Below are 20,015 nucleotides of genomic sequence, written 5' to 3' on the forward strand. Positions count from 1 at the left end.
ATATGGCAACTAAGAAGACGCAATCCAAAACCGCAAGGAATACGAGAACTCGGGTAACGCATGAGTTTCCCGCACTTTTCGACGATAATTCGGAAGTTCTTTTGCTCGGTTCCATTCCCTCGCCCAAATCGCGCGAACAGGGATTTTACTACGGACATCCGCAAAACCGGTTCTGGAAAGTTTTCGCAAGCGTCTTGAACGAGCCGCTCCCTGCAACGATCGATGAGAAAAAAGCGATGCTTTTGAAGCACCACATCGCCCTTTGGGACGTTCTCGACAGTTGCACCATCATTGGCGCTAGCGACACAAGCATCGAAAACGTTGTGCCTAACGACATCGCCTCGCTCCTCGCGAAAACAAAAATCAAGCACATCTTTTGCACAGGCGCCACCGCCCACAAGCTCTACGAAAAGTACTGCGAAGCTGCAACCGGAATCAAGGCCGTGAAACTCCCCTCCACCTCCCCCGCCAATTGCGCCGTCAAATTCGAGAAGCTCGTGGAAGCGTATAAAATCATTCTTTCCGTTTAATACGAGATAGGCGCCCCCCCCCCGAACAAGTCGGGGTGACAAATGCAAAAACGCCCCGCGGCTTTAACCACGAGGCGTTCTTTATTTTACAAGGAAATTCTTATTTCTTTTTCTTGTTGTTCGAGCTATTGCTGCGGACATCCTTCGGCTTGAACTGGACGCTGATTTCCACGTTCGTCACCTTGGAGCCAAGACCAGACGGGTCAAACACCTTGTACGTAAATTCATCGATTCCAGAGAAGCCCTTGTTCGGGGTATATTCGAAGGAACCATTCTTTTCGTTCAAGACGATTCGACCATTGCGCGGCTTCATCACCGTCTTCACAGCTTCGAGCTTATCGCCATCCGGATCCTTAGCAGCAGACATAAGACCTGTTGCAGCCGGAACCTTGAGCGTTTCGCCTTCGCGAGTCTGGTAAGAGAGCGGCTTGGCTTCAGGAGCATTGTTCACAGCAATCACCGTAAACGTTGCTGTCTTATGAGCGGTACCACCATCCGGGTCGGTCACCGTGAACGTAATGCGTTCCGGCTTGCCCTTCCAGTGAGCATAAGGCATAGACACAATCACAGTCTTCTTGGCCTTGTCGTAGTTCACCTGCAACTGCTTCTGACCCGTGAATTTCCACTTGAGGTCATCGAAGTTGTGGTCCTTATCGCGTGCGAACTGGTCAAGCTTAATCGTAGCAATCACGCCATCGTTCTGATTTTCCCTGATGGTATAGTCAGGAATATCGCGCATGACCGGAGCTGCATTCACATGCTTCACCACGAACTTCACGACAGACTTGTCAGAACCGCCAGCCGGGTCAGTAGCCGTAAAGATAATCGTTTCGTCACCGAACCAGTTATCTCTTCTCGGCTTGATTTCGGCAACATGAGAACCATTGATTCTCACGTCGAGGTTCTTAGCGCCAGAAACGGTCCATCTGATTTCGTTCTTCTTATGGTCTGGGTCAGTGACATATTCATCAAGATTGATAGACTTAAAGGCCTTGCCTTCAAGAGTCTTCTGTCCCGGAATTTCCTTGACAACCGGCAGGTCGTTCACAGACTTCACCGTAAAGCGGATTTCTGTAGAAGCCTTTTCCTTGCTCGGGTCAAACACATTTACAGTCACCGTTTCAGTACCATTCCAGTACTTGTCCGGAATCTCTACAGTGAGAATACCCTTTTCGCTAATATTGTACTTGAGCTCATGCTTACCGAACTTCGGAGCAGGTTCTTCTTCCACATGTTTCTTTTTCTTCTTGTCTTTCTTCTTGTCCTTCTTATGGGACTTTGCCGGAGCAGCAGAAGCAAACGGATTTTCACCATCAATGGACCACTTGAGTTCAGAGAGGGAGTTGTCCGGGTCCGTCACGAACTTGGTCAAGTCGATAGCCGGGAAGGTCTTCTTTTCGTCAATAACCTGCGGCGGAATCGGCTTAAACTTCGGCGGATCGTTCACCGGAATAACTTCGAACGTAGCCTTGGAAGACTGCTTATCGCCAGCCGGGTCCATGACCGTAAACGTGATCGTTTCCTTGCCAAACCAGTTCGGATTCGGCGTAGTCACAGTAGCACGTCCATTCTTGATATCCACAGAAAGTTCGTTATTTCCAGAAACAGACCACTTGAGTTCATTCGGCTTGTTATCCGGATCCTTAACGATCTGGGTCAAGTCAACCATCGTGAATCTTTCCTTTTCCTTGATCTTCTGGCCAGGAATATCCTTCACAATCACAGGCGGATCGTTCACCGGAGTCACACTGAATTCAATCTGCTGAGAAGCTCTTGCTCCTTCCGGGTCCGTCACGTCAAGACGAATCTTTTCCGCACCGTTCCAGTACTTGTCCGGAGTCGAAACAACGAGCTGCTTCTTGCCATTAATCGATGCCTTGAGAGCGCGAGTCGGAGCAATTTCGAACTTGAGAGAGCTCATCGGATGATCCGGGTCAGAGATAAACTTCGTCAAGTCAATCGGTTCAAACTGTTCCTTTTCTCTGATAGTCTGAGCAAGAATCGGCCTAATCACCGGAGCATCGTTCACAGATTCCACAACAAAGTTAACAGTCTTGGAATCCGTTGCACCATCCGGGTCCTTCACCGTGAACACGACATTGCGTTCGCCATGCCAGTACTTGTCGGCAATTTCAATATGAGCGAGGCCACCCTTGTAAATGACAACACTGAACGGATCCTTTACAACCGGTTCGTCATCATCGTCGTCATCCTTCTTGCCCTTCTTACCCTTCTTGCTCTTCTTGGCATGTTCTGCTTCAGGCTTGATAACCTTGACAGACCAAGAAAGTTGTTCCATAGTATTATCCGGGTCACGGACAAGCTTGCTCAAGTCAATATCCTTGAACTGGCCCTTTTCACGAATACGCTGCGGAGGAATATCCCTCAAGACCGGAGGATCGTTCACAGAGGTAATTTCGAACGTAATCGTCTGCGAAGTCTTTGCACCATCCGGGTCGCTGACTTCAAGCATCATCATTTCAGGAGCGCACCAGAAATCCTTGTTCGGAGCAGTAACGGTAAGCACGCGGCTCGGGGAAATTTCAGCCTTGAGCTGCTTTGCACCAGTGATTCTCCAGCGGAGTTCGTTCGGCTTGTTATCCGGGTCCTTCACGAATTCATCAAGCTTGATTTGCTTGAAGGTTTCCTTTTCCTTGATCTTCTGGTCAGGAATACGCTTTACAAATGTCGGAGGATCGTTCACACGAGTCACTTCGAAGACCATCTTGTGGCGAGCATAGGCGCCTTCCGGGTCCGTCACGGCAAACGTCAAGGATTCCTTACCGCTCCACTGCTTATCCGGAACAGAAACAATCACAGTGTTGTCCTTGCGAATATCCACCTTGAGGTCTCTATTGCCAGTCACTTCCCACTTCAAGGAAGAAGCCGGATGATCCGGGTCTTCGGCGAGAGTAGAAAGGTCGATAGTCTTGAAACGGCCACCTTCGAGAATCGTTTCGCCCGTCGGAGCACTTGCAGAAATCACCGGAGCATCGTTGACAGAGCGCACTTCAAAGCGAGCGGTCTTGCTTGCAGAAGCACCTTCCGGGTCAGTTGCCGTAAACGTAATGTTTGCAGCGCCATGCCAGTACTTGTTCGGGATATTGACCGTAGCAACACCAGTCGGATCCACCGTCACGCGAAGGCCAGAAGCGGAAGATTCTTCATCACCGCCCTTCTTCTTAGAGCCCTGGCTAATCGGGCTAACCTTGAACGACCACTTGAGATCGGTAATCTTATGGTCCGGATCCTTGACAAAGTCAGCAAGCTTAATCGGCTGGAACTGCTTCTTTTCGTCAATGGACTGGTCACGCAAATCACGGACAAATTCTGGAGCATCGTTCACAGAGAGAACTGTAAACGTAACTTCCTTGCTATCCGAAGCGCCATCCGGGTCCGTCACAGTAAAGCGAACCTTTTCGGAGCCATTCCAGCTTGCAGACGGAGGCGTAACAGTTACCTTGTGCGTCGGATCCATAGAAACGCGAAGTTCCTTGTTGCCTTCAATCTTCCACTTGAGGCGATTCTTGGCATGGTCAAGGTCTTCAACAAAATTGTCAAGTTCAATCGGCTTGAACGATTCCTTTTCCTTGACAGTCTGGCTTGCAATTTCCTTCATAACCGGCGGGTCATTCACAGAAACTACAGTAAACGTAGCAGTCGTGCGAGCCTTGGCACCAGCAGCATCCGTTACCGTGAACGTCACCTTTTCAGAACCGTTCCACATCTTGTTCGGAGTTTTCACCGTTACCATGCCCGTCTTGGTCATTTCAACCTTGAGGTCCTTATTGCCGGTAAAGTCAACCTTCAAATCTTCAAAACGGTCATCTGGGTCAGAAATGAGTTCAGAAACATTGAACGGCTTAAATTCACCCTTTTCCTGAATGGTCTGGTCTGCAACCTGCTTAATTTCCGGAAGGTCGTTCACAGATTCTACAGTAAAGAGTGCGGTCGAAGTAGCCTTAGCACCTTCCGGGTCCGTTACGGTAAACGTAATTTCTTCGGCACCATTCCAGTACTTGTTCGGAATAACAATCGTTGCAACCTTGTTTGCATCGATATTGACCTTGAGTTCACATTCTCTCTTCTTGGAACCTGCAGCCGGCCTACATGTTGTAGCAAAAGTAAGTTCCGAGAGCTTGTTATCCATGTCCTTCACCATGTCGCCAAGCTTGATCGGCTGGAACTGGCCCTTTTCGCGAATGGACTGCGGAGTCACTTGTCTAATAAACATCGGCACGTCGTTCACAGATTCAACCGTAAAGTTGACTGTACGTTCGTCGCAAGCATTATCCGGGTCGCAAACCTTGAACGTAATCGCTTCGGCACCATGCCACTGCGGGGACGGCGGAGTAATGCGAGCATTATGGCCAGCATCGAGAGCAACCTTGAGTTCCTTGTTGCCCGTAATGGTCCACTTGAGGCGATTCTTGGCGTGGTCAGGGTCTTCGACGTGCTTGTCAAGTTCAACAACATTGAATTCACCCTGTTCCTTGATGGTCTGTTCGCGGATATCCTTCATGACCGGAGGATCGTTAATAGCTTTTACAGTAAACTTTGCAGAAGTCGTTGCACGAGCGCCTTCCGGGTCGGTTGCCGTAAAGGTCAAGGTTTCAGAACCATTCCACTGTTCGTGCGGAATCTTCACGGAAACTTCGTGAGATCTGTTATCGATATTGACCTTAAGATCACGATTGCCCGTCACTTCGATCTTGAGCTTAGAGAAATCATGGTCAGCATCGCTCAAGTAATCGTCCAGGATAAACGAAGAAAATTCGTTCTTTTCATCAATCGTCTGGTCAGCAATCTTCTTGAAGATCGGCGGATCGTTCACAGAGCGAACATTCAAAGCAACATCCTGCTTTGCAGAACCACCTTCCGGGTCCATCACAGTAAAGGTCGCAATCGTGTTACCAAACCAGCTCGGGTCCGGGATTTCAACGGTTGCCACATGCTGTTCGTCGATAGACACATTGAGCGTACCCGTTTCCGGCATTTGCCCCTGATGCTTGACTTCGACATCCCAGGAAAGTTCAGAATTCTTGTGGTCTTCATCCTTAACAAAGTCATCAAGTTTGATTTTGGTGAACTGTTGCTTTTCGTTGATGTTCTGGTTCGGAATCGGGCGGATAATCTTCGGCAAGTCGTTTACAGAGTTGACCGTAAACATGGCTTCTGATTCAGCACAAGCGCCATCAGGGTCGCAAGCTTTGAACTTGATGGATTCAGAACCGTTCCACATTTTGTTCGGAATGCGGATTGTAGCCACACCACCAGAAACAGAAACCTTCAGGTCCTTTGCACCAGAGACAGCCCACTTGAGCATTTCAATGCGGTGGTCCGGGTCCTTCACATACTGGCCAAGCTGAATCGGAGCAAATTCCTGCTTTTCATCAATCGTTTGGTCCGGAATGTTCTGAACAAACTCAGGAGGGTCATTGATAGATTTTACTTTGAACAAAACGTCCTGCTTGGCAGATGCACCAGCAGCGTCAGTCACGGTAAATGTCACACGTTCCTGACCGTTCCAATATTCGTTCGGAATCGTGACAATCGCAGAACCGTACTTATCGAGTTCAATCTTCAAGTCCTTGTTGCCAGTCACAGACCACTTGAGTTTCATGACATCGTCATCGGGATCCGTAACGTAATCGACAAGAGAAATCATGTCAAACTGATTCTTTTCTTCGATAACCTGATCAGGAATCTTCTTAGCAAATACCGGAGGGTCATTAATCGGCGAGACCGTAAATGCAGCAGTCTTGTTATCGCTACCATAATCCGGGTCATTTGCAATAAACTTGATTCGAGCGGCACCATACCAGTGAGCATCCGGAATAACAATCGTAGCTACGCGGTTTCCGTCAATCGTTACAGACAAATCACCATCAGCTTGTGGGCCTCCAGCCGGAACAACTTCAGTATCCCACGTAATTTGGTCTTTCTTGTGGTCCGGGTCATTAACAAAGTCATCCAAGCGAATCTTTGCAAACTGCTTGCCTTCTTCAACAACCTGGCTCGGAATTTGGCTAACTACCGGCGGATTGTTCACGGATTCAACAGTAAAGTTCACCGTTTCAGAAGCAGAAGCACCCTTGGAGTCTGTTGCTGTAAAGGTGATATCTTCGGAACCATTCCAAAGAGGGCTTGGAGTTACAATCTCAACCGTATGGTCCGGAGTAATCGTTACCTTGAGGTTCTTGTTGCCACTGACTTTCCAACGGATCTGCGAGGGTTGGTCCGTGTCATCCGTTACAAAATTATCGAGTTTAATCTTCGAAAAAGCTCCGCCTTCCAAAATGGATTCACCAGGAATACCGCCAATTTGCGGTGCTTCATTTGCAACCGCCGGTGCGGGTTCGGGGGCAGGTTCACTTACAGGAGCAGCTGCAGGGGCCGGCTGAGGAGCTGGAGCCGCAGGTGCCGGATTTTGAGCGAACGAAGCCGTTGCAATCACACTAGCAGAAGCAAGCAAGGTCGTCATGGACCTCTTCAATTTTTTCATTTTCATTCTCCGATACCATACACGCAATCAAAATTTCACAGCGAAATTTCTCATGACGTCCTTAAAAACGTCTATAAATATAACGCTTTTCGTAAATATTTTTCCAAATGGCCCAAATGTTTTCTCTTAACAAAAAATGAGACTTTCGTCTACCCCACCCTTCGATTTTTCGTAACTATTGGACTATCAACGACTTACGTAATAAAAGTCCTAAAAGTCAAAAAAATCTGTTTTTTTCAATATCAAGCGCCATTTTGCGCCAAAAAAGCCCTTTATGGCGTTTCTTTTGTAAATTTTTTGTAAAACTGGGGAAAATTTAGGGGTTCTGCCCCGTCAAAGCCCCTCAAAATATGACAAAATCGGCCAAAAAAAGCTAATTTTGTAAAATAACCCATTAAATCTAACCAGGAAAAACAATGAAATTCGTATTCCTTTGCGACGCCAACTATCTCAAAGGCGACATGGTAAACTTCCAGAACAACTTCCCCACCAATCACGAACTCGTGACGATGACCTCTGAAGATCTTCTCCAGAGCAAGTCCATCATTGAAGGGACGTTTGCAATTTTGGCAGAACGCACCACTTGGCAGAAGAACTTCAGCCTTTTCCGCTACTTCGGCCTTTTGCCGCTCCTTGAAGTGCTCCCGCTCGGCATTGTTAGCCGTGGCCGCCGCAACGAGCCGATCAAGGGCCGCAGCCAGAACAGAAACCAGGAAATTTTCTTCAACCCGGCAGCATCTGCAGAAGAACTTTACCTCCAAGTCGACAAGTTCGTCGCAGCACCTCCTTCTGGCTACTCTTACCCGCGCGGTGCCGCTAAGTAAGGCATGCAGAGAAAGGTCCTAGAAAGCCTTTACAACCAAGGCGGGCTTACACTTTTCGCCATTTCTGACGAAGACGAATTGCCCTTAGAAGCCTTGCAAAAATTCGCACTGGCACTTAACGCCGGTGCGCGTTTTGTTGTAATTGACTTTTCTGGGAAACACCGCTTTGCAGGGAACACTCCCTTCCAAGCCTTGGACCTATCTCAAAGAAACCTCATGGTCGATGACATCGACCAAATTGCGACATCTGCCGATAACATCTTTTTGGCAGGGAAAAAGGCAATTCCTACGTCGGATACAGAATTCCGCACCCTCTACCACAACATCAGAAGCCTCGAAAAGATAGCCCCGCAAGTCCTCGGCATCATTTCGACCGAACAGGTAGAAGACGTAGGCAAACTGGTTTCGATAGCCCGTCTTTTGATGGTACACGTGACCGGAAGATCTGTAAATTCGGCAGCAGCGTTCATCGAAGACGTCAAAGAAGCTCAAAAAACTGAAATTTTGTGGCTTTCGAAGGAACGTCCCAAAAGGCGCGCTTACCCCAAGGCTCGCAAGGCCATCCGCCGAAACGCCAGCGCCACAAAAGAAGCGCTAGCCATAGATTTCGAAAAACAGCCGGAAAAGCTCGCAAAAGTCATCAAAAAGCTCCATAAAGTTTCAATTCTCACAAAGAACCCACTCGACGGATTCCCGAGAATTATCCGCAACCTGTTCCCGCTTTTACTCCTTGCAGTCATTATTGCACCGTTCCTCTTTGTCACAGACATTGACAGGAGCGATTCCAACCTCCGCGACCGCATCCAGGAAAGAAACCAACTTTCCGTCGCCCCCTCGTTTGAGTACACGTTCGACGGCAATGAAAACATGCAACGTATTGCACGCTACGCCATCGGTCGTTTTGACGCCATCATCACCAATGAAAAGATGATCAAGAACTACGTGGCCAAAACGCTAGAAGAAAATGGTTTCGGCGTAACGTCGTGGGAAAAGGGCAATTTGAACATTCCTCCCAAGGGTACAACAATCCGTTTTTCACGCCCAGACGAAATAAAGCGCCCCGCCGCAGCAGACACAATCGGCGCCGCATGGAAATACTGGACATCCGTTATTTCGGACAGCATTGCGTACCTTACAGAATTTTATCATGAAACGGCTACTTCCACACAACGTAAACACAACGGTATCGATGTTGCAAGCCGTCAGGGAGCCCGCATTCTAGCACCGTTCGGCGCTAAGGCTTGGACTAGCCGTGATGAACGCGGCGGCGTCATCATAGCACTTGTTCGTAAAGAAGATGTTATTTTATTCATGCATTGCGACAAGCTACTTTATTTGAACGGTCAGGAGGTCATGCCAGGCGACCCCATCGCTACCGTCGGCACCACAGGACATACGACAGGACCCCACGCCCATATAGTTACAGGACTCGTCAGCAAGAAGGGTAAAAAGCGAATTGGGAACGTCCGCTACGATGTCATCGACCCCATTAAATGGTTTTACAAATTCAAGCCGACCTCGAAATAGGACTTTTCTACCAAAAAGCGGTGTTGTATATCACATTTTACTACAAAAAGCACTAAAAAAGGCCTTTTGTAACAGCAAATTTACACCCTTACTATCGCAAATCTATCCACAATTAAGTAACTTTGGAACACGGGATTGATGTAGTAAAAAAAGCAATGTCAAACAAAAGGATTAGGACATGAAAAATTCCATCATTGGGGTATCCCTCGCCATCGCAGTAGCACTCTTCACCGGTTGCTCTAGCGTCGTTACCCCCAAAGCCGAACTCGCCTACCACCACGACTCGGTTCACAACATTCCCGCCATTGACAGCCTCATCGTTAGCATGAAGCAAGACTACATCAAGCAGTGCTATATGCCTGTTGCAAGCCACATGCCGCCTGAAAATTCCTGCCAGTCCGACTTGTTCCAGATGGTTGAACGCCGTTACCACATGGAATACAACCAGAACCACGTCGCGGCAGCCAGCAACGAACTCTTCTTCAAGGACGTTGTTCCGGAAATTCAGAAGAAGGTCAAAAGAGAACCGGCCCTTCGTGATCCGCTGCGCAAAGCATTCAACAACAACGAAGAAATGCTCGCCTACTACAAGGACAAGTATAAGTTCAATACTCAGATTGAACAGTTCTAATTCAAGTTTTTCTTGTTAAGACTACATTGAACACGGCTCTCAAGGTCGTGTTTTTTGTTTATTCTTTATTCTTTCGTCTTTCGTCTTTCGTCTAAAATTCTATATTTACGCCGCAATAAAACAAACCTAAAAGAGACAAATCTATGGGAAAATCACTCTATCAGAAAATTTTCGAAAGCCACACGGTAGCTAAGCTCCCGAGCGGCCAGTGCCAGCTCTTTATCGGGCTTCACCTCTGCCACGAAGTGACGAGTCCGCAGGCCTTCGCCCAGCTCCGCGAAGAAGGTCAGAAGGTGCTGTTCCCGGAACGCACTTTTGCAACGGTCGACCACATTATTCCGACCACTTTCCCGGAACGCAACCGCCCGCTCCAGGACGGCATTTCCGAAGAGATGTTCTCCCATATTGAAAACAACACCAAGAATAACGGCATCAAGTTCTTTGGCCCCGCTACCGCCGAACAGGGCGTTATCCACATCGTTGGCCCGGAAGAAGGCGTGACGCAGCCGGGTATGACCGTTGCTTGCGGTGACTCTCACACGGCAACGCATGGTGCATTCGGTGCTATCGCATTCGGTATCGGTACAAGCCAGGTGGCAGACGTTCTCGCCACCCAGACGCTCGCCATGAGCCCGCTCAAAACTCGCCGCATCAAGTTCACCGGCAAGCTCAAGCCGGGTGTGACCGCCAAGGACGTTGCCCTTGCTTACATCGCTAAGCTCGGCGTGAACGGTGGCGTTGGCTACGCTTACGAATTTGCAGGTCCGGTCATCGAAGAAATGGGCATGGAAGGCCGTATGACGGTCTGCAACATGGCTATCGAAGGTGGCGCCCGCGTCGGTTACTGCAACCCCGACGAAAAGACTTTTGAATACCTCAAGGGCCGTCCGTACGCCCCGAAGGCTGACAAGTGGGACGAAGCCGTTGCTTACTGGAAGTCTGTGGCTACCGACGCCGACGCTCAGTTTGACGACGAAGTTGAAATCAACTGCGACAACCTCGAACCGATGGTCACCTGGGGTATCACTCCGGCTCAGGCCATCCCGCTCAACGGCAACATGCCGAAGATCGACGAATTCGAAGGCAGCGAAAAGAAGGTCATCTCCGAAGCTTATGAATACATGGGCTGGGAAGAAGGTTCCAAGATGATTGGCCGCCCGATCGACATCGCCTTCGTGGGTAGCTGCACCAACGGCCGCCTCAGCGACCTGCAGGCCGCCGCCGAAATCATCAAGGGCCACAAGGTTGCCCCGACTGTGAAGATGTGGGTCGTTCCGGGTTCCATGAAGATCAAGGTGGAAGCCGAACAGCTCGGTCTCGACAAGATCTTTAAGGAAGCCGGTGCCGAATGGCGCGAAGCAGGCTGCTCGCTCTGCCTCGCCATGAACCCGGATAAGCTCAAGGGTCGCCAGGTCAGCGCAAGCTCCAGCAACCGTAACTTCAAGGGCCGCCAGGGCAGCCCGACGGGCCGCACCATCCTCATGAGCCCCGCCATGGTGGCTGCTGCCGCCATCGAAGGCAAGATCACCGACGTCCGCAAGTACATCAAGTAACGCAAGGAGATTTAAAAAATGAATTCTATCGACATTGTTAAAGGTTCCGGCGTTCCTGTACGCGGTAACGACATCGACACTGACCGTATCATCCCGGCACGCTTCCTCAAGTGCGTGACTTTCGAAGGCCTCGGCGCAAACGCCTTTGCCGACGATATCGCTGGCCTCGCCGCTCAGGGCAAGGTCCACCCGTTCCGCGATCCGGCCTACAAGAACGGTTCCATCCTCGTTTCGAACCAGAACTTCGGTTGCGGTTCCAGCCGTGAACACGCTCCGCAGGCTCTCAAGCGCTGGGGCATCCGCGCCATCATCGCCGAAAGCTACTCCGAAATCTTCTTCGGTAACTGTGTGGCCATTGGCGTGCCTTGCTACAAGGTGAGCCACGAAGTTGCAGACAAGATTCTCGCCTGGATTGAAGCACACCCGAGCGAAGAACTCGTGACGAGCACCGAAAGCCGTACGCTCAAGATGGGTGACGAAACCATTGAGCTCACGCTCGCCGACGGTCCCCGCGGCCAGTTCCTCGACGGCTCCTGGCACGCACGTTCCGCCCTCATGGCCAACGCCGACAAGGTGCAGGAACTCGCCAAAAAGTTGCCGTACATGCAGTTCCTCAAGTAATTGCAAGATGTCATGCCCGCCTCTGAGCGGGCACCCCCCTTTCAAAAACGTCCAGGTTAAAAACCTGGGCGTTTTTTTTGTATTATATTATGTGCACGCAGAACACTTATTCATTAAAACGAGATGAAATTGAATGATTAAGAAACTTTTAATTGCAATATTTTTCATCATCTTGGTGGCTTGCGACAATCCGAACCAACAGAAAGAAGCTAGCAAAAGTTTTACTCCGTCTAAGGACTTACTCCTTGCTGACTATATTGCAGCCGCCGATTCAATGGCTGTTTTTTCTTGCGAATCAGAACCATCTTTCGCATCCCACTTAAAAAAAGACTTTGACGAATTTACCGAAGCGATGGCCTTCAAAGAAAAACAAGAATGTCGTGGTATATGTTGGGACAAGCAATGGGTTTCATATTATGTAGAACTTTATCGTAACGGAACTCCAATTGACACAACCCGTATTTACGCCACATATTCTAGACAAGGGTATAACAAAAACGGATATAACTACTATTTTGCAGACACATCTAAAATAGAAGACTTTTTTAAGTCTCGTAAAATTCCAAGAGTTCCAGGAGGATGTCGGCTAACGCACTGGCCCAAAGAGGACTGCGGTATTCACTGCCGTTCCATAGAAATAACAGATATGCAACTAAAAGACTCCACAGGGCAATCATTATCCGATTCTGTTTATCATGAATTTACGGAAAAAATAAAAAAGAAATATTTGCTTTATTATGCACAATTCAGTGTTCAACAAAAAATCCATTTAGACATAGATTACGAAATAGAAATAAAAGTCAACAACCAGTTTGTCTCGCATTCTTCAATCAAATCCACGCCCAAAGCAAACAGAATTGATAATCGTATTACAGATGATTGGGAAATTATTTGCGATGAATGTAGCAAGGAAATGCGCTCCATAAAATTCAAAATGAAATTTAGAGACCCATTATCCGCAATGAACTAATCTACCAACCAATTAACTATTTCTCTTTCATCGCCCCCAATAAACATTTCAAAAGCTTCTGATGAAAATATCACGAACACCTCTCCTACTTTTACTAACATTTATTTTGTTCTCGTGCTCATCGGAAAAGGAATCCCCCAAACCCATGCTCTCCTCTCCCATCGACAACATCCTCGTAGAAAAGGCTAAGCGCCAGATGCACTTGCGCAATGGCGAGAACGTCGTCAAGACGTACAGGATTTCGCTTGGCAAGAATCCCGTGGGAGCGAAGGTCAAGTCCGGTGACAACAAGACTCCAGAGGGCGACTATACCATCGTGCTTCACAACCCTAAAAGCGTCTTTCATTTATCGCTGAAAGTTTCGTACCCGAACGCGGAGCAAGTCAAGGCTGCGAAAGAAGGCAACTACGAGCCAGGCGGAGACATCATGATCCACGGCTATCCGAACAAAGTTCCTGCATTCCTCTTTAAATATTGGCACAAGTGGAAAGACTGGACAGCCGGTTGCATCGCTGTCACGAACGATGAAATCGAAGAAATCTACGACGCCGTCAAGGACGGAACACCGATAACCATCAAACCTTAGAATTATGTCAAAGAAAAAGTTTATTTGGATTACCGTCTATAGCGCCCTTGCACTAGGCATCTTAGCTTTAATAGTCTTTCACGAAAAAATTTTACACAAACTAGATGACACTGGAATTATATTCGACTCGTTTCATGAATTTAATGACGATGACGAACATAGCTTGGGTATAAATTTAGGAGAACTTAAACTTTGGCCCATGTCCGCAGGGAAATTTTTCTCCATAAGGTATTCGCTTAATGCAGACGACATGGGTGGATACGCTCTCGACTTTACTTGCGAAACACCGGATTTTTCAAAATGCTATAAAACTGTTTCCAATAAAAACAGCCTTGGCGACGATATACAAGAATCCGTCAAGCCGATAGCCCCTCACGAAGCAAAAACCATCTACGATGAATTTATCGCTTTGGATGTTTTCAACTTAAAATCTGTCGAATCTCGACCTTTAGGTGAACACGTAGGCGTTCGACTGGGAATATATTCTTCTATGGTTTTCTCCATTGTCAGCATTTCTGTTGAAGTTTCTGACGACAAGCGCCTAAATCGTTTTTCCATCGTACCCGGCAAACATAAAGACGAGCGCTACATCAAGATTTTCAAAATATTCAAGGATCACGGCTTTTTGCCAGAAGAATCAAAAAAGAGCACAAGTAACGGCACAGACACTAAAGCTATCGAAAAGATCCAAACGTTCTACAGCAAGCATATCTTTGGAAACGAGTTCGCGAACGATTCCGTCATTGCGACGTATTGCACAAAGAGTCTCGCCCAAAAGCTTTCAAAAGCGTACGACAACGAGTTCAGCGATGGTGGCGGCTACGCCGTTTGGAAATTCCGCAGCAGTGCACAAGATGGCCCGGACATCCAGGAAGTCGAGAAAATCGAACCTCTTGGCGATGGCAAATACCTTGTCCATTACAACGACATGGGCAACAAAGGCACACACACCATCACGACCGTTAATCAAGACGGAGAAATATTCTTCGACAAGCTTGATTAAGCTATTTTTGCGGCAACCACAAAGGCAACCAAATGGATATTAAAGTTCTCCGAGCAACAGAAGAATGGCAACGAGCAGGTGCGTACAGCGTGCGCATCCAAGCGATGAATCGCGCATACCACATTTCACTCCGAGACGAATTCGACGAGCACGATTGCGACGGTACAAAGTTTATCGTTTTGCTGGACGACGAATACCCTGTAGCGACATGCAGATTCTACGAAATTGACGCAGATACGGCAACGATTGGGCGCGTAGTCGTGATGCCGGAATACCGCGGTCAAAAGCTTGGCGCTATGGCAGTTCGCGAAGCCGAAAAATGGATTACTGAATGTGGTTACAAACAGATTATCATCGACAGCCGCACTGAAGCCACAGGCTTTTACGAGAAACTTGGGTACAAACTCATTGACGAGAAGCCCATTCTCAGCGGCGTTTTTGAATGCATGCGCATGAAAAAAGTTCTCTAGAACTTAATTGTCACATCGACTCGCGTGGCATCAGGATTTTTCGCTATACGAATCACACCCCAAGTAGAAAAGCCAACAAATCCTACCAGTGACGCCAAGCCCACATGCTTCCAGTTATAGTCTTCATCCAATGCATACGACACGGGGATTTCTACAACCATCGATGTAAGAGCCACAAATATCGCACCATAAAGTCCCGCAAAAATTCCCCAGCCTAGGCTCGTTTCGGTATCTTGATACATGTGGACTGATTTAACTTGTTCAATTTTATCACCAAGGGAATTTTTAAGTTCCTCTTTTTTAAGGGGAATCCATTTGTCCATCGGAGTAATTCTGACTCTAGATTCTTCACAATTTTCCGTCTGATTTCCAAAACAATTCGTTTCGTTTTTGCGAACCACATTCCCCGTAAGAATAGGCTTCCCCGCTTCATCTAAAAATTCGATTTTGCAACGAGGAGAATCATCGCGTTGTGACCAACACCAGTAAAAATTCAAGATAGTCGCTATAGGCGCATTTTCCGCTTGTTCAGCGTCAAGCATAAAAGAAGTCGTTTTCACTGGACGATCAAAATCCAAGAAAGCCTCTTGAGAAGATTGAAATTCATACGTTCTTATCTCACGATTTTCGTCATCCTTAGCAAAAGAAAATGAGGCCGTCAAAAGAAACAAACAACAAATTAAATATCGTAAATTCATCTACCCATTCCTTAATTATTCAGATTTTTACTATCCTCGATACTTTGTATTGTATCCGTGATTTGCCTTGGGGCGCAAATCATTCGGGTACATCACATCGGCATACACATCTTGCTGGAGCTTTTTCACGATGTTGTAGACTTCGATGTAATTGGAAATACTATCGATAGAAATGCCTGCATTCGTAGAAGTCGTCCTTCCGTTCCGCGTTACAGGATTCGCCTGAGCCGAAGTCGTGATAACATCCCCCACGCCAAACCACTGGTCAAAAATGCCGCGGTGCAAATCCACGTGCGAAAGTTCCGCAAACGGTTTTGAATTGTAGTGTTTGCTGAAAACACCTCCAGACGCATATATAGCCTTGTCCGTAACGATATAGTTCGTATTCTGGTAACGCCTAAACGACAAGAGCGCCCCGCCGAGGTAAATCCAAACCGGCATCAGGTGGAGCAACATGAACGGGACCAAGAAAAATCCGATATGTTCATCTTTGGAAGAAAGCGAAGCACCAATAAAACCAAAATCAATAACGCCCCAAATCAATGCAAACGGGAGCAACGGATTAAAAATGCTTTCGAAGATGAAGCACTTTTTGTTGGGCTTGCCAGCGTATATGATTTGCTCGTCTTCGCCAATTAACTGTTTAAGTTCGTTGTCCATAAAAATACTCCTGGATGACGGACCATAATAAATTACAATTTTTATTGGAATTTCGACAAATTACGTTTGTTTTTGTTTACAGTTTTGCCAAAAAATATGATATATTATTGAATATCCTTTTTTAAAATCAACTTTTAGTGTATGGAGACGTATATGGAACAGCAAAACATCCGTCCGGTGGATTTCGAAAAGCAAATGAGAAAGACCGGCATCAAGATAGCGTTCATCATGGCGCTTTTGATGAGCCTTGGACTTTCACTCACCGGGAACCTGATGGCAGAACGCCCACCCGAGATGCCGCTGATGGCATCGGTCATCGGATTTCTCGCTTGTTTTGCATTGAGTTTCGTGATAAGTTTTGCGATTGGGCTTTTAGTACCGATGCCCAAGGTGAATGCAGCCCTCGCCCGCAAATTTAAATTGCAACCGCGCACGCCAAAGGCGCACATCATAGAATCAATCGCCTCGAACTTGATTTACACGCCGCTCATCACGACCGCGATGGTCTCGTTCGTTTACTTCGCGCTGATGCCCGCCGGGCACAAGCCGCCGTTCTTGCCGATGTTCATTCATTCACAAGTCGTCTGCTTTATCGTGGCGCAAGTGCTGATATTTGTGTTTGTGCCGATTATCATCAAGTTTGTGATGCCGAAAGGCGCGCCGGGAATGCAGAAAGAAGCGGAGAAGCCAACAGATGCGCCGTAGGAGTGCGGCGATGCGGGGATGAAGAACGCACCATCGAAGAATGCCGCGAGAAAGCGAGCCATTGCGCAGATTCTTGGGTAAGTGAAGATGATAAAAAGCTTATAAAAAAAAGAAGTGCCCAAAGGACACTTCTTTTTTCAAACCCAGCTATGAAAAAACCTCAACATGAGATTCTTACATGGCGGGGTTCAAACAGCACTGCTCTCGCAGCCATTTCCCGCAACCCCAGTTTTATACTCTTTATGCCTTAAAAAGCAGAGACGAAGCTACAGATCCCTCTCGGGCTCCCCTTCTACTTGATGAACTGAGCCAGTATGTATTTCCAACGTCAGTAAGGCAAGTTTCCCAACCTTTTGGTTATCCACCATCACCGTTCAAAGGATCAACACCGCGATAACGTCACTGCAAGAATGCGTACCCGGAGCTCTATCTTTTGAGCTTTACATGCCATGATTCCGCTTGCGCGTCCATGGAAACTATGTGAAGAAACCCCAAGCCCGGCCGTAGCCGTCAAAGCTCTTGGCATCCCTCTCGGGAGAGCGCTTCAGAATCTCTACATTTTATAATTTAATCTATTTTCATAAATTTGTCAATAACAAAATCACATTTTTCTTATTTTATTCTGTAAAATTAACTTATCCTACATAAAAGCCTTCCTAAACAGGAAGGCTCTTGTTAATTATTATACGAGATTCACTTAAGAAAGAACTTCGCCTTCTTGCTTTGTCCCATCATCTTCTTGGGTTGAAGATTCAATTTCCTTCGGAGTAACGATAGCCTTGCCCGTTGCTTTACTAATAAGCTCATCAAACATCAAGCCGCTATTTGCCTGATACCCGCTAATAATCTGTCGATTACCGACCCAATTATAGCTCTTGCCAAGGAACCATCTAGTACGCTGAGCGGTTTTGACAATTTTTATACCGCAACCTGTAACTTCTTCTTCATTGATATACATCGGTTTAACACGATTGTCATCAAGTTTCTTACAAGCCAAAAGATCTGTAGACGGATCAATCTTGCAATAATTTCGGTTGTAATAAACAGGAACCTTTGCACGTCGTAATGCAATATTTCGGCAATCCCCAGGAATCTGTTCAGGAATAAACGGAATCCAGTTAATCGGAACACGATTTTGAATCAACAAAGAATACGCAGCGCTATTATTGGCCTTTTGGCTTTCTTGAGCTTCATCTTCTTCATTTTGAGTTTCGCTTTCTGGATTAGCCAATCTCAGATTCAATTCATCAACGGCTTCCAAAACACCCTCAGAAAGCATTCGGCCATCCATAGTGCCGCCACACCCATTATCGAACTTCGTTTCGACGCCCCAAACCATATTGGCCATTTCATCTCTCAAGAACTGGACTTCTTCGATTGGAGCACTTTCTTCACATCGTAAGACTGTTGGAGGGAACAACAATCCATCATGAGTCGAGAAGTTCTGTTTCGCATACGCATTCGCGAAACTTGAGCCGAACAAGTTCCAGCGATCCGTATAAGCAACTTCACTATATTCAGGATCATCATCTTTCTTTCCCTTATTATAGTCACACTCGTCTATTTTCTGAGCATTTTGACCAATATAAAAACGGTCGCCAAAAGAGTCCTTAACGACAATGTCAACAACATCAAGAACAGTTCCCGTTTCCGTTTCAAGAGGCATGATCATCCAGTCATTACTGAACATACTCACATACTGCATAATTGCGGCCGTACCGATAAAGCTGTAATCGTTTCCACAATTACCCATGTTAACCTTACGATCTTCAAATTCCCACAAACGGCTCGCTGGCGCACCTGGAATTTTTGCAGGAGTCGGAATATACGAAAGCATTTTAAAAGGCTTTTTTTCTTCGTCACTTTTTTCGGCAGAACAATCAAAAGAATACCAAGAAAGCTTCCCAAAATCGTAATCATCCGCAAAATAAGTATTATTGCCTTGCTTGATTGTTACATCATACCCAAGCTTTTTCTCGTTCCAGCTACTTCTATCATCATTTTCACCACATGGCAAGAACTTATCTTCAAACCATTTGACATACTTGGAAAAGACTTCAAACAACGTTTCTTTATTTTCACTATCAAAAGCGATCTGAGAAGTAAGAGCGTTTTTATATACCTTATAGCCGTCAAACGAACGATTCCGATAGAATTTGTAGAAATCTATCAAGTCTGAATTTTTCAACGTTTTCAAGGCATTGATATTTCCTTCCTGTTCCGCAATTTTAGCTTCTTCAATTTCATCTTTAAGCTTATATTTTTCATCATACAAAAAAGCAAAATCATTTTTCTTAAGCCCTGAAGCAAGAAGCATTTTTTTCAGTTGCATCGCCGATTGAACACGAACATAAGGCGTAATCTTATAATTACGTTTTTCAACATCGTATTCTAAAGGTCTATCCGTAAAATACGACTGATCAACAGTTTTTTCGTCCGAATCCTTAAACTGAATTTTATCAATCGGCATTCTCTTCGTGCGAACTTTAACCATGACTGGAATGCCACAGTCTACAGCCTTAAAGCGTCCATATTGCCATTGACGGCTCAACATCCAAAGCGGATCAAACACTTCAAAAGAAAGAGCCTTTTCATATTTATCATCTCTCGTTCTTGGATCAATTCGTTTTAGCGTTTTGGCAACATTTCCCTTTTTATCCGCATCTTTAAAATCCAGACTTTTTAAATGCGAAGCCAATGCAGTAGAATACCATAGAGTCTGATCAATCATA

General features: G+C 46.6%; 15 protein-coding genes. 11 read left to right on the forward strand and 4 right to left on the reverse strand.

Going from position 1 to position 20,015, the window contains the following annotated elements; all coding sequences use genetic code 11:
* The first annotated feature begins 2 nt into the window (after positions 1 to 2).
* Complete coding sequence (locus tag BUA34_RS07665) at positions 3 to 530, forward strand: DNA-deoxyinosine glycosylase (protein ID WP_072828144.1); 528 nt, start codon at positions 3 to 5, stop codon at positions 528 to 530.
* A gap of 100 nt (positions 531 to 630) precedes the next feature.
* On the opposite strand, the gene BUA34_RS07670 is transcribed toward BUA34_RS07665, so the two are convergent.
* Positions 631 to 7,035 (reverse strand): Ig-like domain-containing protein, encoded by a 6,405-nt coding sequence (locus BUA34_RS07670; protein ID WP_072828145.1) that lies wholly within the window; start codon positions 7,033 to 7,035, stop codon positions 631 to 633.
* A 416-nt stretch (positions 7,036 to 7,451) separates the two neighbouring features.
* Here BUA34_RS07670 and BUA34_RS07675 point away from each other — a divergent pair, with 416 nt between their 5' ends.
* The 9 genes from BUA34_RS07675 to BUA34_RS07715 all read left to right on the forward strand — a co-directional run bounded on the left by BUA34_RS07675 (position 7,452) and on the right by BUA34_RS07715 (position 15,220).
* Positions 7,452 to 7,859 carry a hypothetical protein gene (locus BUA34_RS07675; RefSeq protein WP_072828146.1) on the forward strand — a complete coding sequence of 136 codons (408 nt, stop codon included), beginning with the start codon at positions 7,452 to 7,454 and terminating at the stop codon, positions 7,857 to 7,859.
* A gap of 3 nt (positions 7,860 to 7,862) precedes the next feature.
* Positions 7,863 to 9,386, forward strand: coding sequence for a M23 family metallopeptidase (locus BUA34_RS07680; protein ID WP_072828147.1), 1,524 nt, complete (start codon positions 7,863 to 7,865; stop codon positions 9,384 to 9,386).
* Positions 9,387 to 9,564: 178 nt separating this feature from the next.
* Positions 9,565 to 10,017, forward strand: a complete 453-nt coding sequence (locus BUA34_RS07685; RefSeq protein WP_072828148.1) for a hypothetical protein — start codon at positions 9,565 to 9,567, stop codon at positions 10,015 to 10,017.
* 143 nt (positions 10,018 to 10,160) lie between these two features.
* Complete coding sequence (gene leuC, locus BUA34_RS07690) at positions 10,161 to 11,570, forward strand: 3-isopropylmalate dehydratase large subunit (protein ID WP_072828149.1); 1,410 nt, start codon at positions 10,161 to 10,163, stop codon at positions 11,568 to 11,570.
* Positions 11,571 to 11,588: 18 nt separating this feature from the next.
* The gene (locus tag BUA34_RS07695) at positions 11,589 to 12,191 is read left to right on the forward strand and encodes a 3-isopropylmalate dehydratase small subunit (protein ID WP_072828150.1); all 603 of its coding nucleotides are present in this window, start codon (positions 11,589 to 11,591) and stop codon (positions 12,189 to 12,191) included.
* A gap of 133 nt (positions 12,192 to 12,324) precedes the next feature.
* Complete coding sequence (locus tag BUA34_RS07700; protein ID WP_072828151.1) at positions 12,325 to 13,161, forward strand: hypothetical protein; 837 nt, start codon at positions 12,325 to 12,327, stop codon at positions 13,159 to 13,161.
* 145 nt (positions 13,162 to 13,306) lie between these two features.
* Positions 13,307 to 13,747: a L,D-transpeptidase family protein gene (locus BUA34_RS07705; protein WP_254794380.1), complete on the forward strand. Its 441-nt coding sequence runs from the start codon at positions 13,307 to 13,309 to the stop codon at positions 13,745 to 13,747.
* A 199-nt stretch (positions 13,748 to 13,946) separates the two neighbouring features.
* Positions 13,947 to 14,750 carry a hypothetical protein gene (locus tag BUA34_RS16075; protein ID WP_254794381.1) on the forward strand — a complete coding sequence of 268 codons (804 nt, stop codon included), beginning with the start codon at positions 13,947 to 13,949 and terminating at the stop codon, positions 14,748 to 14,750.
* Between the two features lie 32 nt (positions 14,751 to 14,782).
* The gene (locus BUA34_RS07715) at positions 14,783 to 15,220 is read left to right on the forward strand and encodes a GNAT family N-acetyltransferase (protein WP_072828153.1); all 438 of its coding nucleotides are present in this window, start codon (positions 14,783 to 14,785) and stop codon (positions 15,218 to 15,220) included.
* Here the strand turns inward: BUA34_RS07715 and BUA34_RS07720 are convergent.
* Together BUA34_RS07720 and BUA34_RS07725 are read right to left on the reverse strand one after the other, a co-directional pair.
* A complete protein-coding gene (locus tag BUA34_RS07720; protein ID WP_072828154.1) occupies positions 15,217 to 15,918 on the reverse strand; it encodes a hypothetical protein in 702 nt (233 codons plus the stop codon). The genes BUA34_RS07715 and BUA34_RS07720 overlap by 4 nt on opposite strands.
* Positions 15,919 to 15,948: 30 nt before the next feature.
* On the reverse strand, positions 15,949 to 16,578 hold the full coding sequence (locus tag BUA34_RS07725; protein ID WP_072828155.1) for a PH domain-containing protein: 630 nt from the start codon (positions 16,576 to 16,578) through the stop codon (positions 15,949 to 15,951).
* Between the two features lie 153 nt (positions 16,579 to 16,731).
* On the opposite strand from BUA34_RS07725, the gene BUA34_RS07730 reads away from it, so the two are divergent.
* Positions 16,732 to 17,283 (forward strand): hypothetical protein, encoded by a 552-nt coding sequence (locus tag BUA34_RS07730; RefSeq protein WP_072828156.1) that lies wholly within the window; start codon positions 16,732 to 16,734, stop codon positions 17,281 to 17,283.
* Between the two features lie 697 nt (positions 17,284 to 17,980).
* Here the strand turns inward: BUA34_RS07730 and BUA34_RS07735 are convergent.
* Positions 17,981 to 20,014: a hypothetical protein gene (locus BUA34_RS07735; protein ID WP_072828157.1), complete on the reverse strand. Its 2,034-nt coding sequence runs from the start codon at positions 20,012 to 20,014 to the stop codon at positions 17,981 to 17,983.
* Position 20,015 lies beyond the last annotated feature (1 nt).

Origin of the sequence: Fibrobacter sp. UWB12, assembly GCF_900142485.1 — a bacterium.
Lineage (GTDB): Bacteria > Fibrobacterota > Fibrobacteria > Fibrobacterales > Fibrobacteraceae > Fibrobacter.

Excerpts from the sequence above, each read along its gene's own strand:
- BUA34_RS07720 (WP_072828154.1), bottom strand. The coding sequence starts at position 15,918 with ATGAATTTACGATATTTAATTTGTTGTTTGTTTCTTTTGACGGCCTCA.
- leuC (WP_072828149.1), top strand. The coding sequence starts at position 10,161 with ATGGGAAAATCACTCTATCAGAAAATTTTCGAAAGCCACACGGTAGCT.
- BUA34_RS07695 (WP_072828150.1), top strand. The coding sequence starts at position 11,589 with ATGAATTCTATCGACATTGTTAAAGGTTCCGGCGTTCCTGTACGCGGT.
- BUA34_RS07730 (WP_072828156.1), top strand. The coding sequence starts at position 16,732 with ATGGAACAGCAAAACATCCGTCCGGTGGATTTCGAAAAGCAAATGAGA.
- BUA34_RS07705 (WP_254794380.1), top strand. The coding sequence starts at position 13,307 with ATGCTCTCCTCTCCCATCGACAACATCCTCGTAGAAAAGGCTAAGCGC.
- BUA34_RS07700 (WP_072828151.1), top strand. The coding sequence starts at position 12,325 with ATGATTAAGAAACTTTTAATTGCAATATTTTTCATCATCTTGGTGGCT.
- BUA34_RS07735 (WP_072828157.1), bottom strand. The coding sequence starts at position 20,014 with ATGATTGATCAGACTCTATGGTATTCTACTGCATTGGCTTCGCATTTA.
- BUA34_RS07680 (WP_072828147.1), top strand. The coding sequence starts at position 7,863 with ATGCAGAGAAAGGTCCTAGAAAGCCTTTACAACCAAGGCGGGCTTACA.
- BUA34_RS07665 (WP_072828144.1), top strand. The coding sequence starts at position 3 with ATGGCAACTAAGAAGACGCAATCCAAAACCGCAAGGAATACGAGAACT.
- BUA34_RS07675 (WP_072828146.1), top strand. The coding sequence starts at position 7,452 with ATGAAATTCGTATTCCTTTGCGACGCCAACTATCTCAAAGGCGACATG.
- BUA34_RS16075 (WP_254794381.1), top strand. The coding sequence starts at position 13,947 with ATGTCCGCAGGGAAATTTTTCTCCATAAGGTATTCGCTTAATGCAGAC.
- BUA34_RS07685 (WP_072828148.1), top strand. The coding sequence starts at position 9,565 with ATGAAAAATTCCATCATTGGGGTATCCCTCGCCATCGCAGTAGCACTC.
- BUA34_RS07670 (WP_072828145.1), bottom strand. The coding sequence starts at position 7,035 with ATGAAAAAATTGAAGAGGTCCATGACGACCTTGCTTGCTTCTGCTAGT.
- BUA34_RS07715 (WP_072828153.1), top strand. The coding sequence starts at position 14,783 with ATGGATATTAAAGTTCTCCGAGCAACAGAAGAATGGCAACGAGCAGGT.
- BUA34_RS07725 (WP_072828155.1), bottom strand. The coding sequence starts at position 16,578 with ATGGACAACGAACTTAAACAGTTAATTGGCGAAGACGAGCAAATCATA.